11 protein-coding genes are annotated in these 15,549 nt (G+C 63.1%); 3 read left to right on the forward strand and 8 right to left on the reverse strand.

What is annotated here, in order from left to right:
• Positions 1-83 precede the first annotated feature (83 nt).
• A complete protein-coding gene (locus JYG36_RS09025; protein ID WP_093380699.1) occupies positions 84-2,477 on the forward strand; it encodes a sensor domain-containing diguanylate cyclase in 2,394 nt (797 codons plus the stop codon).
• Positions 2,478-2,484: 7 nt separating this feature from the next.
• On the opposite strand, the gene dacB is transcribed toward JYG36_RS09025, so the two are convergent.
• Entirely contained in the window at positions 2,485-3,948 is a 1,464-nt protein-coding gene (dacB, locus tag JYG36_RS09030) for a D-alanyl-D-alanine carboxypeptidase/D-alanyl-D-alanine endopeptidase (protein WP_213603625.1), read from the reverse strand.
• Positions 3,949-4,162: 214 nt separating this feature from the next.
• Here dacB and JYG36_RS09035 point away from each other — a divergent pair, with 214 nt between their 5' ends.
• Positions 4,163-4,507: a YggL family protein gene (locus tag JYG36_RS09035; RefSeq protein WP_213603628.1), complete on the forward strand. Its 345-nt coding sequence runs from the start codon at positions 4,163-4,165 to the stop codon at positions 4,505-4,507.
• A gap of 60 nt (positions 4,508-4,567) precedes the next feature.
• Here the strand turns inward: JYG36_RS09035 and JYG36_RS09040 are convergent, their stop codons facing one another.
• From JYG36_RS09040 to JYG36_RS09065, 6 genes are all read right to left on the reverse strand, one after another.
• Positions 4,568-8,224, reverse strand: coding sequence for a transporter substrate-binding domain-containing protein (locus tag JYG36_RS09040; protein ID WP_213603630.1), 3,657 nt, complete (start codon positions 8,222-8,224; stop codon positions 4,568-4,570).
• Between the two features lie 8 nt (positions 8,225-8,232).
• Positions 8,233-8,859, reverse strand: a complete 627-nt coding sequence (locus JYG36_RS09045; protein WP_045194987.1) for a response regulator transcription factor — start codon at positions 8,857-8,859, stop codon at positions 8,233-8,235.
• 291 nt (positions 8,860-9,150) lie between these two features.
• On the reverse strand, positions 9,151-10,482 hold the full coding sequence (locus tag JYG36_RS09050; RefSeq protein ID WP_093387412.1) for a deoxyguanosinetriphosphate triphosphohydrolase: 1,332 nt from the start codon (positions 10,480-10,482) through the stop codon (positions 9,151-9,153).
• Positions 10,483-10,961: 479 nt separating this feature from the next.
• Positions 10,962-11,294 carry a hypothetical protein gene (locus JYG36_RS09055; protein ID WP_045194984.1) on the reverse strand — a complete coding sequence of 111 codons (333 nt, stop codon included), beginning with the start codon at positions 11,292-11,294 and terminating at the stop codon, positions 10,962-10,964.
• On the reverse strand, positions 11,291-11,668 hold the full coding sequence (locus tag JYG36_RS09060; RefSeq protein ID WP_045194982.1) for a phage holin family protein: 378 nt from the start codon (positions 11,666-11,668) through the stop codon (positions 11,291-11,293). Before JYG36_RS09060 ends, JYG36_RS09055 begins: the two co-directional genes overlap by 4 nt.
• Before the next feature lie 9 nt (positions 11,669-11,677).
• Positions 11,678-11,992, reverse strand: a complete 315-nt coding sequence (locus JYG36_RS09065) for an ElaB/YgaM/YqjD family protein (RefSeq protein WP_045194981.1) — start codon at positions 11,990-11,992, stop codon at positions 11,678-11,680.
• 303 nt (positions 11,993-12,295) lie between these two features.
• Between JYG36_RS09065 and JYG36_RS09070 the strand changes: the two genes are divergently transcribed.
• The gene (locus tag JYG36_RS09070) at positions 12,296-13,504 is read left to right on the forward strand and encodes an ammonium transporter (protein WP_213603632.1); all 1,209 of its coding nucleotides are present in this window, start codon (positions 12,296-12,298) and stop codon (positions 13,502-13,504) included.
• 5 nt (positions 13,505-13,509) lie between these two features.
• On the opposite strand, the gene JYG36_RS09075 is transcribed toward JYG36_RS09070, so the two are convergent.
• Entirely contained in the window at positions 13,510-15,468 is a 1,959-nt protein-coding gene (locus JYG36_RS09075) for a monovalent cation:proton antiporter family protein (RefSeq protein WP_093380714.1), read from the reverse strand.
• Positions 15,469-15,549 lie beyond the last annotated feature (81 nt).

Genomic DNA, 15,549 nt, shown 5'->3' on the forward strand with positions numbered 1-15,549 from the left:
GATGATTGCTACGTTAATGGCTAATGGCTATAACTCAATCAGAGCCCGCGATCCGCTGGACGCTGGCGTTTTGAGTGCTTTCTATGTCGATGCACGCCGCTCGTCCGAAGATGCTCGGCTTTGTCAGCGAGGAAGTGTCCGCCTGGCTGGTGGCCGGCGTGGCATTTGTCGCCGGCGGCTTGTTGACTGCGCTGCTGGCGCTGGCCACCCATGACCTGTACCGCCAGCAGTTGCGTCAACGCTTCGAACTGCTTGCCAGTGAGCGTTACAGCCGTATCGAAGAGCGTTTCGAGGACCAGGTGCAGCGTCTCGATGGCCTGCGCCGCTTCTTCGTGTTCTCCGAAAGCGTCACTCTCGCCGAGTTCAACGGCTACGCCAAGCCCCTGTTGTACCGGACCCAGGCCTACGCCTGGGCGCCGCGGGTAGCGGGCGATGAGCGTCAAGCGTTTGAGCGCAGCGCCGCGCAACTCCTCGGCAAGCCCTTTGCCATCCACGAACTGAATGACGCTGGCAGCCTGCAGGTAGCGGCTGAGCGTGCGCTCTATTACCCACTGTTGTACACCCAGGCCTCCAGCCACCAGGTCCAGCCCCTGGGCCTGGACATGCTCTCCCAGCCGCTGCGCCAGGCGGCCCTCGACCGTGCCCGCCAGCCCGGCAGCATGGCGGTGTCGGCACCCTTGAACCTGACCCATGTCGACCCGGCCTTCGCCCGCGGGGTATTGATGGTGGCGCCCGTTTTTGCCCCGGGCAGCGCCGCCGCCCCACCAGATGGCTACGTACTGGCGGTGATCAGCCTGCAGCAGCTGATGGCCGAGGGGCTGCCCAACCCGAGCGAGGACAACCTGGTGGTGCGCATTCTTGACCTGTCCGGGCAGGGCCAGCATGAGGTGTTGTTCCAATCCGGCAACCAGGGGGCCGACACCGATCTGACCGCCACCCATCTGTTGCGCCTGGCCGATCACGACTATCAACTGGATATCCAGCCCAGCCTTGCCTTCATGGACGCCAATCGCTCCTCGGCGGTCGTTGCCGTGGTGCTGCTTGGCGGCCTGCTCAGCCTGTTGCTCAGCGCCTTGCTGTTCAGCCTGTTCGGCCAGCGCCAGCGTGCCCTGACCCTGGTCGAGCAGCGCACCGCCGAGTTGCGCGTCAGCGAACAGTCGCTGCGCGATACCCACAACCAGCTGCGCAGCGTGCTCGATGCCGCCACCCAGGTGGCGATCATTGCCACCAGCCTGCGCGGGGTGATCAGTACCTTTAACGCCGGCGCCGAACGCATGCTCGGCTACCACAGCGCTGAAGTCATCGGCCGCCTGACCCTGGAAGAGCTGGTCTCGCCAGAGGAGCTGCAGGCCCGGGCCCGCGCCTTGAGCCAGCGTTATGGGCGCGAGGTCAGCCCGGCCCAGGCGATGTTCGCCGAGACCGTCCAGGAGGGTGAGAGCGAGCCTGGTGAGTGGACCCTGTTGCGCAAGGATGGCAGCCACCTGCTGGCCAACATGATGGTCAGCGCGGTGCTCGATGAGCACGGCCTGTGGGTCGGCCACCTGGCCATCTGCATCGACGTTACCGAGCGCAAGCGCGTGCATGAGGCCCTGGCGGCCCGCGACCGGTTGCTGGAAAAGCTCAGCGCCGAGGTGCCCGGCGGCATTTACCAGTTTCGCCTCGACCCCGACGGCAGCTCGTGCTTCAGCTATGCCAGCGAGGGCTTGCGCGATATCTACGAGATCGAACCGCAGCGCCTGCGCGAGGACGCCACGGCCGTGTTCGAGCGTATCCACCCCGATGACCTGGAACGGGTGCGCGCCTCGATCCGCTATTCCGCTGATCACCTCACGCCCTGGCGCGAAGAGTACCGGGTGCTGCTGCCGGTGGCCGGGATGCGCTGGATCCGCGGCGAAGCCACGCCGGAGCCGGCCGAGCAGGGCGGTACTCTGTGGCACGGCTACCTGACTGATATCTCCGATCTGAAGCGCGTCGAGGAGGAGCTGCGGGCGTTGTCGGTAACCGACTCACTGACCGGCATTCACAACCGCCGCTACTTTCAGGAGCGGCTCAAGGCCGAGCTTGAGCGGGCCCAGCGCGACAGCCAGGACCTGGCGGTGATCATGCTCGATATCGACCACTTCAAGCGCATCAACGACTTGTACGGCCATGCCGTGGGCGATCATGTGCTGCGCAGCCTGTGCCAGCGCATCAATCACCGCCTGCGCCGTACCGATGTGTTCTGCCGCCTGGGTGGCGAGGAATTCATGGTGTTGTGCCCGGGCAGCAATGCCGAGCAGGCCTACAGCCTGGCCATGGAGCTCTGGCAGGGCCTGCGTAGCGTGCCGGTGGACGGGGTGGGGATGGTCACGGCGAGTTTCGGCGTGGCCGGCTGGCGCCCGGGGGAGGGCGCCGATGCCTTGCTGCTACGCGCCGACTCGGGGGTCTACGCGGCCAAGCAGGCTGGCCGCGACCGGGTCGAGGGCGAACTGCCCTGAGTCAGGCTCAGGGCTGAACGGCGGCGGTGCTGTTGACCAGTTTCGGCTGGCGGTACAGGTCGAGCAGGACCTGGTCGAGCACGGCCGAAGCCCCCCAGGGTTTCGGATCGTTGAGGATCGCCGCGACCGCCCAGGTGTTGCCGTTGCTGTCGCGGCTGAAGCCGGCGATGGCGCGCACGGTGTTCAGGGTGCCGGTCTTGATGTGCGCCTCACCGGTCATGGCGGTGCGCTTGAGGCGCTTGCGCATGGTGCCGTCCATGCCCACCAGCGGCATCGAGCTGATGAACTCGGCAGCGTACGGGCTGTTCCAGGCCGCTTGCAGCAGGGCGGCCATTTCCCGGGTGCTGACCCGTTCGGCGCGGGACAGGCCCGAGCCGTTTTCCATGATCAGGTGCGGCGCGGTGATGCCCTTTTTCGCCAGCCACTGGCGTACTACGCGCTGGGCGGCGCGGGCGTCGTCGCCGTCGGCGTCGGTACGGAACTGCGCGCCCAGGCTCAGGAACAGCTGCTGGGCCATGGTGTTGTTACTGTATTTGTTAATGTCGCGGATGATCTCCACCAGGTCCGGGGAGTAGGCGCGGGCCAGCAGACGCGCGCTTTTCGGCACGTTGTCGACCCGGTCACGGCCCTGGATGCTACCCCCCAGTTCGTTCCAGATGGCGCGCACGGCGCCGGCGGCGTAGGTCGGGTGGTCGAGCAGCGACAGGTAAGTCTGCGAGTTGCAGCCATCGCCCAGCTGGCCGCTGACCACGACGCTGACGCCGTCAGCTTGCGCCACCGGGTTGTAACGCACGTCGCCGCTGCACTGCTTGGTGTTGACCGCCTTGACCTGGTTGTCGATGCGGATGTTGGCAATCGGCGGCTCGACCGACACCAGCACCTTGCCCCCATCGTTGCGGGCGACGAAGCGCAGCGCCTTGAGGTTGATCAGCAGCGAGTCGGGCTTGACCAGGAAGGGTTTGTTTTCGTCGCCACCATCATCGTTGAACTGCGGCAGTTGTGGCTGGATGAAGTGGCTGCGGTCGAGCACCAGGTCACCGCTGATGGTCTGTACGCCATTGGCGCGCAGGTCGCGCATCAGCAGCCAGAGCTTTTCCATGTTCAGCTTCGGGTCGCCGCCGCCCTTGAGGTACAGGTTGCCCTGCAGCACGCCGTTGCGCAGCGGGCCGTCGCTATAGAACTCGGTTTTCCACTGGTGGGTGGGGCCGAGCATTTCCAGGGCGGCGTAGGTGGTGACCAGCTTCATGGTCGAGGCCGGGTTGACCGAGACATCGGCATTGAACACGGTCGGTGTGCCCGGGCCGTTGAGCGGCAGCATGACCAGCGACAGGGCCGAGTCCTGCAATTTGTTGGTTTTCAGCGCCTGCTGCACTTTTGGCGAAAGCGTGGTGTTGACCGCGGCGGCGTGGCTGGAAAGCGCCAGGGGCATCAGCAGGCCGGCAAGCAGAAGAGGGCGAAGAGATCTGATCATGTGCGATAAAACCCTGCGAGCGAGGGGTGAAAAAAACGGAGCGAAAAAAGGTGAAGGCCCCGATACGGAAAAATATAGCGCGCATTATGCCCCAAGCAGAACGCCCATGGGCCTGTGAATACAGGATCAAACAACAGCTTATCGGCTTTTATTCCGGCAATCGCGCGGTGAAACTGGTAAAGTGCCGCGCGTTAATACTCAAGAGGATTGTTTCATGGCCACTAACCGTTCCCGCCGTCTGCGCAAAAAACTCTGCGTGGATGAATTCCAGGAGCTGGGTTTTGAGCTGAACCTGGATTTCAAGGAAGATCTGTCCGACGAAGCCATTGACGCCTTCCTCGATGCATTCCTGGCTGACGCCATGGATGCCAATGGTCTGGACTATGTTGGCGGCGACGACTTCGGTCTGGTCTGCAAGGCCACCCGTGGTTCGGTCACTGAAGAGCAGCGCGCTGCTGTTGAAGCCTGGCTCAAGGGCCGCAGCGAACTGACCAAGATTGAAGTCAGCCCGTTGCTGGACGCCTGGTATCCGGAAAAACCGGTCATCCCGGCTTCCTGATCCTGCTGAAACGGCGGCCCCAGTGGTCGCCGTTTTCGTTTCTGCTCCCCCGCCGCCTGCTCAGGTGGTGCCGCTGGAACAGCGTTGTTCCGGCAAGTGATCGTGCAAATACCCCTGTAATGCCTGCTCAAGCACCGAGAGGATGTGCAGGATCTGCCGTTGCCGACGCTCCAGCATGGCCGGCGCCAGGTTGGCCTGGCAATCGGCCTCGAGCTGTTCGCAGGCGTGGATCAGGCCGTTGGCCTGAATGATCCGCGCCGGGCCGAGAATCTTGTGCGCCTGGCTCATCATTTGCGCTACATCGCGGCCAGGGTCGAGCGCCTTGAGTTGGGCGCCGTCGCGCTTGAAGCTGCGCAGCAGTTCTTCAAGCAACTGGCGCAGGTCGTTGATGCTGTTGCCGACCACAGGCTCCAGCCCTTGCAGATCGAACGGCAACTGCGCAGGGGGCGCCGGCCGGGCGCTCATCAGTGGCGCCCGGGCCAGGCGCTGGCCCAAGGCGTTGAGGCTGATAGGCTTGAGCAAACAATCATCCATGCCGACCTGGCGACAACGTTCGCGCACTTCCGGCTGGGCATTGGCGGTGTAGCCGAGAATGGTGCAGGGTGACCATTGGTACTGTCGCTCGTGGTCGCGCAACGCCTGGGTGAACTGGTAGCCATTCATTTGCGGCATGTTGCAGTCGACGATTACCACATCGAAGTGCGCCTGACGCCAGGCATTGAGGCCGCTGAAACCATTGTCGGTACTGGCGTGTTCGAGCCCGAGAAAGTTCAACTGCTGGGCGATCAGCAGCAGGTTTGCCGGATGGTCATCGATCACCAGGATCCGCAGCGCTGGCAGCACCGCACAGGGCACCGCTACGGGGGAGTCCGGCTTGGCAGTTTCAGCCAGCAGGGTCAGGGGCATGCTGATGCACGCACGGGTGCCCTGGCCGAACACGCTGTGCAAGCTCAGGTTGCCGCCCATCGACTGGCACAGGTCGCGGCTGATGGCCAGGCCCAGGCCGGTGCCGCTGCGGGCCAGGTTGCTGTCCGGATCGGCCTGGGCGAAGGGCAGGAACAGGCGCTGCTGGTCTTGCGGGCGAATGCCGATGCCGCTGTCCTCGACCGTTATCTTCAGGGTCGGGTGATCCGCTTGCGGGCCGGGCTCCAGAACCAGGTGCACGGTGACCTGACCCTGTTCGGTGAACTTGATCGCATTGCTGACCAGGTTGGAAAGAATCTGCTTGAACCGCAGCGGGTCGAGCAATACTTCGCAGCGTGCTTGCGTGGCGATGTCCAGGTTCAGGCGCAGGTCTTTCTGGCGGGCCACGCCATCGAACACGCGCCCGACCGACTCGACCAGCTCGGCCAGGTTAACGGGCTCTGGTGCCAGGCTCAGGTGGCCGGACTCGATACGGGCCATGTCGAGAATGTCGCCGATCAAGGCCAGCAGTTCTCTCGCCGAGTTGTAGGCCACTTCGATGGCCGGTCGGTCGATATGCCCCTGGTCGCCCCGTTTGAGGGTCAGTTCGAGCATGCCGATGATGGCGTTCATCGGCGTGCGGATTTCGTGGCTGATGGTCGCCAGGAACACGCTTTTGGCGCGATTGGCATCGTCGGCGCGTTGCTTGGCCAGGCGCAGGTCCTGGATCAGCTGGCGGCGCTCGCTGATGTCGATCCAGCCGCCAATGATGCCCTGTACTTCGCCAAGCGAGTCGCGGTAAGGCAGGATCCAGTGGTAGATGGTCAGTTCCCGTTCCCTGAGCAGCAGGGGCCGGTCAACGATCAGCGGAATGCCTTCGCGCATGACCTTCTGGTAATCGGCCTGGATCTGGCTGGCATAGCAGCTGTCGCCCAGGGTGCTGTCCTGGATGCGCTTGCCGAGGACGTCCTCAAGGCGCGCCTGCACCGCTTCCAGGTAACTGTCGTTGCAGCTTTGCAGCAACCCGGCACGATCGCGAACGTACATCGGGTGGGGGGTACCGTTGAGCAGTGCGCGCATGAACTCGAGCTGGTCGTTGAGGGCGCGCTCGGCGGCCTCGCGCTGCTTGATCTGGCGGCGCATCCAGGCGTTCCAGGCCAGCGACAGCAGCAACAGCAGGCTGGTGCCCAGTACAACCTGGAGGATCAGGCGCTGGTACTTCTGCCAATAGGCGTCGGTTTCGGTACTGTAGCCACGCCAGCGGCTGTTGATGATGCCCAGCTCTTCCGGGGCGATGCTCAGCAACGCCTTGTCGAGGATTGACGCCAGCTCCTGGGCGCCTCGCGCCGTGGCCATGGCGAAGGTCGCAGGCTCGGCGCCGACCGAGGCGCGGATCGTCAGGTCGCGCTGGGAGGCCAGGCTGAAGTTGGCGTTGATCAGCGCGGTGATGGCCGCATCGACATGCCCGCTGGCCAGCAGCGAGGTTGAGAAGAAGGTGCTTTCCGTTTCGATCAGCTGGATGCCGGGAAAACGCTGGCGCAAGTCTTCGAACAGCGGGCTGTCGCGGGTCAGGGCCAGGCGCCGGCCGTTCATCTGCTCCAGCGAGTCCGGCTGGTCGCTGCCTTTGCGTGTCAGTAGGACGTAGGAGTTTTCCAGGTAGGGGCGGCTGATCGCCAGGGTGCCCGCGCGCCGCGGGCTGGGGGAAATTGCCGCAATGACATCGGCCTGGTCATGGTTGAGGCGGTCGATCATGTCACTGATGCCGCTGGCCCGTTGTACCTCGAAACGCAACCCGGTGCGCAGGCGGATCAGCTCCAGCAGATCGGCGGCGATGCCGCGAAAATTGCCGGCGCTGTCAAAAAAAGTCAGCGGCGCGGCGGTTTCGTTGACCACCACGCGCACCACCGGGTGGCCGCTGAGCCAGCGCTCTTCGCGTTGCGACAGCTGCAGCTTGCGGTCGGTGAGCAGCACGTCGCTGCCGGCGCTCCAGCGTTTGAAGATGCTTTCGCGGGTGCTGCTGGAGACGCTGTCGAGGGTGGCGTTGATCAGTTCCAGCAAAGGCTGGTTGTTGCGCTGCACGGCAAAGCTGAAACCGACCGGTTCGTGCTTGCCGAAATTGGCCATCTTGATGTTCTGCAAATGGCCCTGGTTGATCAGGTAATGGGTCGAGATGGTGTCACCGAGAAACACATCGGCCTGATCGAAGGCCACGGCGTTGAGGGCGTTCTGGTAGGAGGGGTAGGACTGGATGGTGGCGTCCGGGTAACTGGCCAGTACCTCGTCCATCGGCAGGTAGTGATAGACCATGCTCAGGCGCAGGCCGGCCAGGCCCATGTCGAGCGGGCGCGCCTCGTTCTCGCGAGTGACCAGCACCGGCTGGTCGACCGCGTAGGGCTTGGACAGGGCAATGCCGGGAGTTGCCGCCTCGTAGCCGTTGGTGCTGCCCAGCAGGTCGATCTGCCCTTGGGCCAGGGCCTTGACCGCATCCTGGCGGGTGGCGAAGCGCTTTACCTGGATGGGCAGGTCCAGGGCTGAGCCAATCAACCCGGCGAAATCGGCGGTCAGGCCTTCGTAGTCACGGCCGCTGGCGGTCATGTCGAACGGCGGGTAGTCCGGCGCTGAAGTACCCAGCACCAGCTGGCCCTTGCCCTTGATCCACAGGCGCTGGGCCGGGGTCAGCGACAGTTGCATGGCAATCGGCCCGGCCCGGCTGAACAGGGTGAACGGGCTGGCGGCGACTTCGTCTGCCTGCGTGACATGGCTCAGGCAGGCCAATACGCCGCACAACAACAGGGTCAGGCGCTGCCTAAGCATGAGTGGCCTCACACCAGTGCATTGCGTTTGGCCATTTCAATCAGTTCGACCAGCGAGCTGGCCTTGAGCTTTTGCATCAGCCGTTTCTTGTAGGTGCTGACAGTTTTGTTGCTGAGAAACATGCCCTGGGCAATTTCCTTATTGCTTCGGCCTTGGGCAAATAGTTGCAGCACCATTAACTCGCGGTCATTGACCTGTTTGAAAAGGTCCAGTTCCGAGGCGCAATCTTCGTGTTTGCGTGGCGGATTGATCGCTTGGCTGGGGAAGTAGTTATAACCGGAAAGCACCGCTTTTATCGCACTGAGCAGTTCACTGAGATCTTCTTGTTTGCACACATAGCCGGCAGCACCGGAGTGCATGCAGCGAATGGCAAAGAGTGCCGGCGATTGTGCGGTCAATATCAGGATTTTCAGCGGGATGCCCATGGCGTGAAAGCGTGAGAGCACTTCCAGCCCATCGAGCCGGGGGATGCTGATGTCGAGGATGATCAGGTCCGGCAGGCATTCGCGGACCATTTGCATGGCGTCTACGCCGTTGTCCGATTCGCCGACGACGCGATAGCCCTCATTCTCCAGAAGCATGCGCACCGCCAGGCGGATGACCGGGTGATCGTCGACGATGAATACAGAGTACATGGTGAAGTTTCCATAAAGGTGCCAGAGGGAGAAACGGCACCTTAGCGCAGATAGAACAGGTCGCACATGAACTCAAGGGGAGTTAAATGATATATAGGAAAAGTCCTACTGGTTTTGAAATGTAGGATTACAGGGGTTTCTGTATGGTGGCAGTGTCAATAGTGTTGATAGTAAGTTGATGTTGCGAAGGATAAGGTAAGTTTATTGTTGTTTGCAGTGTGTAGGTGGTTTCTCACATCTTATCGGCGAAATCGTACTGCCCGAATGCCGGGCAGTACGCTGTGGTCGCGATCAGGTCGGGCTTGAGCGGCCGGTCATTTCGCGGGCCATTTCGCTGGCATAGCTGTCGGTCATCCCGGCGATGAAGTCGATCATGCGCAGGAACGAGCTGTGCAGCGAGGCGTCAGGGTCGGGTGCGTTCTTGCCGAGCAGGTCGAGGATGCGCCGGCTCTTGAACGACGGCGTGCGTCCGCCATGTTGCTCAAGGGCCGCCCCACAGAACGAGTTGAGCAAAATCTCCAGGGTGGTGTAGGCGCCAATTTCGTGCAGGGTCTTGCGTTTATCCTGGAAGATTTTCTTGCGCGCAATGTCCTTGGCCTGCAGCACGCAGCGTTTGGCCGGGCCGTGCATGTGTTCGACCAGATCGCCGCCGAGGGTGCCGGCCAGCAGGGCGTCCTGTTGCTCGACAAAGGCACGCGCGGCGGCGTTGGTCAGATGTTCGATGGCCTTGCCACGCAGGATCGCCAGTTTGCGTCGGCGCGAATCGTCGGGGCCCAGCTGGCGATAGGTTTCCGGCAGGTCGTCGCCCACCAGGCTGAGCAACAGCGACTCGACCTCGGCATAGTCGAGCAGGTCCATTTCCAGGCCGTCCTCGAGGTCGATCAGCGCATAGCAGATGTCATCGGCGGCCTCCATCAGGTACACCAGCGGATGACGCGCCCAGCGTTGCTCTTCAAGCTGCGGCAGACCGAGCTTGCGGGCGATCTGTTCAAGCAGCGCCAGTTCGCTCTGGTAGCAACCGAACTTGTGCTTCTTGTAGCCCAGGGCGTCGGCATGGCGGGCGGTCCAGGGGTACTTGAGGTAGGTGCCGAGGGTGGCATAGGTCAGCCGGGTGCCGCCGTCGAACTGGTGGTATTCGAGCTGGGTAAGCACGCGAAAGCCCTGGGCGTTGCCTTCGAAGTTGAGGAAGTCGGCGCGTTCGGCCTCGCTCATGGCGTCGAGCCAGCCACGCCCGGCGGCCTGCTGGAACCAGTGGCGGATGGCGTCTTCGCCGGAGTGGCCGAACGGCGGGTTGCCGATGTCATGGGCCAGGCAGGCGGACTGCACGACCATGCCCAGGTCGCTGGGTTCGCACCATTGCGGCAGGCTGGCGCGCAGGGTTTCGCCGACGCGCATGCCCAATGAGCGGCCGACGCAGCTGACTTCCAGGGAGTGGGTCAGGCGGGTGTGGATGTGGTCGTTGCTGGACACCGGATGAACCTGGGTTTTGCGCCCCAGGCGGCGGAAGGCGCCAGAGAAGATGATCCGGTCGTGGTCTTTGTGGAACGGGCTGCGGCCGAGTTCTTCGGGGCTGTGCAGGGGTTTGCCGAGGCGTTCGCGGGTGAGCAGGGTGTGCCAATCCAAGGCCATTTCTCCGGTGCGGGGGGCAGGGGGGTAGCTTCGGGGTTTGGCGCTGGGGGTGCAAGTGGCTTGGTGGGCTTATCCGTTTGGGGTGGGGGATCTGCGGGCCCCTTCCGCCCTTACGGCGGCTTACTTTTTTCAGTCGAAAAAAAAGTAAGCAAAAATTCTCGCCCCACCAGTGGGCCCTGCGCTGCGCTTCGGGTTCCCTCGCTCCGGTGTCGCTACGGGGCATTGCGAACTTCGAGTTGCAAGCAACTCTACGTTTCGCAACTTCGGCTAACGCCGAAGGTGCTGCGCACTCGCCCCTTCGCAACACCTGCACTCGGCCCTTCTGGTTAACGGGGCCGGTGGATCAAGATCAGATCAAGATCAAGATCAAGATCAAGATCGCAATGCGCTTCGCTCTTGCTAAGCGTGTACTTCTGTGGGAGCGGGCTTGACCCGCGATCGAGCGCGCAGCGGTCGTAGTTCAGGCGCTGCACTTAACGCTTGCTACCAGCCCCTTGCATGGCCAGCTTCAACAATGGAATCAAGCTGGTCCCCAGGCGCACCAGGCGGCTGACGCTGCCGCTGCGGGCGCCTTTGCCGGTCAGGAAGCCCAGCAGGACCACGGCGCCAATGCCCCACAGCGGCGCGTGCTTGATGCCCAGGCCGCCTTGCAGCGAATCGCCCATGGCGCGCAAGCGGGTCAGGGGGTTGAGCAGTTGCCCGGATTCGTGGCGAATTTCCTGGCGGTGCATCTCCAGGCGCAGGCGTACCAGGGCCTTGCGCAATTCGCGGCGGTTGGTGGTTTGCGGCAGTTCTGGCAGGCTCATGGCAACAGGCGCTCCCGGTCCTTGGCAAGTTCTTCGAGGGTCGAGCTGAACGGCGACGATTCATCGAACACCGCTGCCTTCAGGCGCAGGCCGCAAAACACTGCGGCAAGCCCGTAAAACACGCACAGGCCGATGATGCCGGCCAGGCGGTAGCTGTCCCAGAGCATCACCAGCACCAGGCCGGAGAGGGCGGTCAACAGCAGCAGGGCAAACACCAGGGCCAGCCCGGCGAACAGCAGCAGGCTCAGGGTTCGGGCTTTCTGCTCCTGCAGCTCGATGCCGAACAATTCGACATGCCCATGCAACAGGCCCAGCACTGCCGCGCCCAGGCGCTTGCTGGAGGGGCCGGCACCGGCCAGTGGTTCGCTTTCCATGCTCGGTCCTCAGCGGCGGGTGGCCAACAGGCCGATCAGAAACCCTACGCCGGCGGCAATGCCGATCGACTGCCAGGGGTTGCTCTGCACGTAGTCTTCGGTGGCGCTCAGGGCCGCCTGGCCGCGCTCGCGGACCGAGTCCTGGGTCAGTTGCAGGGTTTCCCGGGCGCGCAGCAGGCTGTCGTGGATCTGCTCGCGCAGGTCGTCGGCCTGATCACCGGCCAGGGTTGCAGTGTGTTCCAGCAGCTTCTCGGTATCGCGTACCAGGGCCTGGAAGTCAGCCATCAATATGTCTTGAGCAGTCTTTGCCGATTTGCTGGCCATGGGGCTCTCCCTAACAGTGTGTGTGGCTATTTCGAGTCGTGGGCGCGGGCGAAGGTTCAAGTGCAATTGGCTGGTACAGCTTTTGCTTTGCCTTGGTGCGCCAGGACCGGTGCCCGCGCCGATTGTGGGCGCGGGCCCTTACCGGACCTGTAAACCTTAACCCAATCCACGACAAACCCAAGGAAAAACTCCCGTATCACCCGGATCGGCCAGGGAGGTGGCCGTCACAACGATCCAGGCTGGTGCACCAAGGAGTACTTCTGGGCTGTCTTGGTGCTTTTTTTTTGCAGGCCTGCCGACTCCATGGAAAATTTGCAAAGCGCGGTGGACACCCTGGTCCACGGTTCCAACACGCTGTTCATCCTGCTGGGGGCGGTGATGGTCCTGGCCATGCACGCAGGCTTCGCCTTCCTCGAGGTGGGCACGGTGCGGCACAAGAACCAGGTCAACGCCTTGTCGAAGATTCTCAGCGACTTTGCCGTCTCGACCCTGGCGTACTTTTTTGTCGGCTACTGGATTTCCTATGGCGTGAGTTTTCTCCAGCCGGCCCAGGTATTGAGCCAGGAGCATGACTATAGCCTGGTGAAGTTCTTCTTCCTGTTGACCTTTGCCGCAGCCATTCCGGCGATTATCTCCGGTGGCATTGCCGAGCGGGCGCGCTTTGCCCCGCAATTGTGCGCCACGGTGCTGATCGTTGCCTTCGTCTATCCGTTTTTCGAAGGCATCGTCTGGAATGGCAACTTCGGCCTGCAAGCCTGGCTGACGGCACGCTTTGGCGCAGGCTTTCATGACTTTGCCGGCTCCGTGGTGGTGCATGCCATGGGCGGCTGGCTGGCGCTGGCGGCGGTATTGTTGCTGGGGCCGCGCAACGGCCGCTATCGCGACGGCAAGCTGGTGGCCTTTGCGCCGTCGAATATTCCGTTTCTTGCCCTGGGTTCGTGGATTCTGATTGTCGGCTGGTTCGGCTTCAACGTCATGAGCGCGCAAACCCTGCAAGGGGTTAGTGGCCTGGTGGCGGTCAATTCCTTGATGGCCATGGTCGGCGGTACTGTCGCCGCCTTGCTGGTCGGGCGTAACGACCCGGGCTTCCTGCATAACGGCCCGCTGGCCGGGCTGGTAGCGGTGTGCGCAGGTTCTGACCTGATGCACCCGGTGGGGGCGCTGGCCACCGGGGCGATTGCCGGGGCCTTGTTTGTCTGGTGTTTTATTGCCGCGCAGAACACCTGGAAGATCGACGACGTACTGGGCGTGTGGCCGCTGCATGGTTTGTGCGGGGTATGGGGCGGGATCGCCTGTGGAATCTTCGGTCAGAGCGCGCTGGGTGGTTTGGGTGGGGTGAGCCTGGCCAGCCAGCTGATCGGCAGCCTGGCCGGGGTGCTGGTGGCGTTGCTCGGTGGCTTTGCCGTATATGGCAGCATCAAGTTGCTGCACGGCTTGCGCCTGAGTCAGGAGCAGGAGTACTACGGCGCCGACCTGTCGATTCACAAGATCGGCGCCACCAGTCAGGACTGAACGGCTCAGCGCCCGGCGAGCAAGCGCGCCTCACAGGCTTCTACCGCGCTCAATGGGCCGCTGACCAATACGGCATCGCCGGCGTGCAGGCAGGTGCCGGTGTCGACATTCAGCTCCTCGCCCTGGCGCTGTACCGCCTGCAACTCAACGCCCAGTTGCTCCAGGCCCAGCTCGCTCAAGGGACGGCCGCAGGCGTAGGCTTCGGCGCCGAGGTTGACTGCGTGCATCATCGCCTTGGGCAGGCCCTCGCTGTCGACCGGGCTGGTCTGGGCGCCATGGTAGAAGGCATGCAGCAAGCGGTAGCGGGTCTTGCGTACTTCATCGACACGCTGCTGCACCTGCTCTTGCGGCAGGCCGAGCATGACCAGGGCGTGGGAGGCCAGCATCAGGCTGGATTCAAGCAGCTCCGGGACCACCGCCGTGGCGCCGGCGGCGCGCAGTTCTTCACGCTGGCTGTCATCACGGGTGCGCACCAGGATCTGCACCTGGGCGTGCCGCTCGCGGGCGGCTTTCAACACGCTCAGGGCAATGTCGGTCTTGTCCACGGCAATCACCAGCAGGCGCGCGCGTTCAAGGCCGATGGCGGTGAGCAGTTCGCCGCGCCGCGAGTCGCCGTAATGCACGCAGTTTTCCCCGGCGGCAGCTTCCTGAACGCGCACCGGGTCGTCATCCAGGGCAATGAAGGCGATGTTCTCGCGCCGCAGGAATCGTCCGATCGATTGGCCGACGCGGCCGTAGCCGCAGATCAGCACGTGGCCATTCATTGCCGCGCTTTGCGCTTCGATCTCTTCCAGGTGGATCTCCTGGTTGGGCTTGCGGTGCAGGCGGGCGGCGATGCTCGGCGCTGCGCGCAGCAGTAGCGGGGTGACCAGCATCGAGCAGAAGGTCGCGGCCAGCAGCAGGTTGCCCAGCTCTTCTGGCAGCAGGCGGGTCTGTTGCATCTGCGCCATCAGGGCGAAACAGAACTCGCCACCCTGGGCCAGGGCCAGGCCGCTGCGCCAGGCGGTCTCGGCATCACTGCCGCGCAAGCGCACCAGGGCGGCCACCACCACACCTTTGATCAGCAGCAGGGCGAGGGTCAGGGCAAGCAGTTGCCAGCCGTGGCTGGCGAACAACTGCAGGTCGATGAGCATGCCGATACTGACGAAGAACAGCCCGAGCAGAATGTCGCGGAACGGGCGGATATCGGCTTCGATCTGATGGCGATAATTGCTTTCACCCAGCAACATGCCAGCGAGAAACGCGCCCAGGGCCGGGGACAACCCCAGCAGGTGGGTCAGCCAGGCGGTCAACAGCACGATCACTAGCGCCAGCAAGACGAACAGCTCAGCTGAGTGCGAGCTGGCCACCTCATGGAACAGCCGCGGCAGCAGCCAGCGGCTGGCCAGCAGCAGGCCGAAGAAGAGGATCACGGTCTTGCCCAGGGTCAGCGGCAAAGCCCAGTACCAGGCCTGGCCGCCTTGACCGGCAAACACCGGGACCAGGGTCAGCAGCAGCACCGCCACCACGTCCTGGAACAGCAGCACGCCGATGGCATTCTGGCCATGGCTGCTGAAGATTTCGCCAAGGCTGGTCAGCTCCTTGCTGACGATCGCCGTCGACGACAGCGCCAGGCCTGCGCCGAGCATCAGGGCGACGTTGGGTTGCATACCGAGCAGCACCAGCAGGCCGGCGAGGAGGATGCTGGTGCAGATCACCTGCAGGCTGCCGAGGCCAAACACCACCTTGCGCAAGGCGAGCATTTTCGACAGGGAAAATTCCAGTCCCAGGGAAAACAGCAAAAACACCACACCCATTTCAGCCAGGTCCGGCAGCTCTTCGCTTTCGTTGACCCAGTCCAGGGCGGTAGGGCCGACGAACAGGCCGACACACAAATAGCCAAGTACCGGTGGCAACTTCAGGCGCCGGAAGAACGCGATGACGACCAGCGATGAGGCCAGGATGATCAACAGGTTGGCAAACACAAAACACTCCCTTGCGAAAACAGCGGAAAAACCATTAAGTCTGAACGACTTACGCGATTTGGCCGTTGATGTACATCAGCA

It is taken from the genome of Pseudomonas sp. SORT22 (genome assembly GCF_018417635.1).
In the GTDB taxonomy this organism is placed as follows: domain Bacteria; phylum Pseudomonadota; class Gammaproteobacteria; order Pseudomonadales; family Pseudomonadaceae; genus Aquipseudomonas.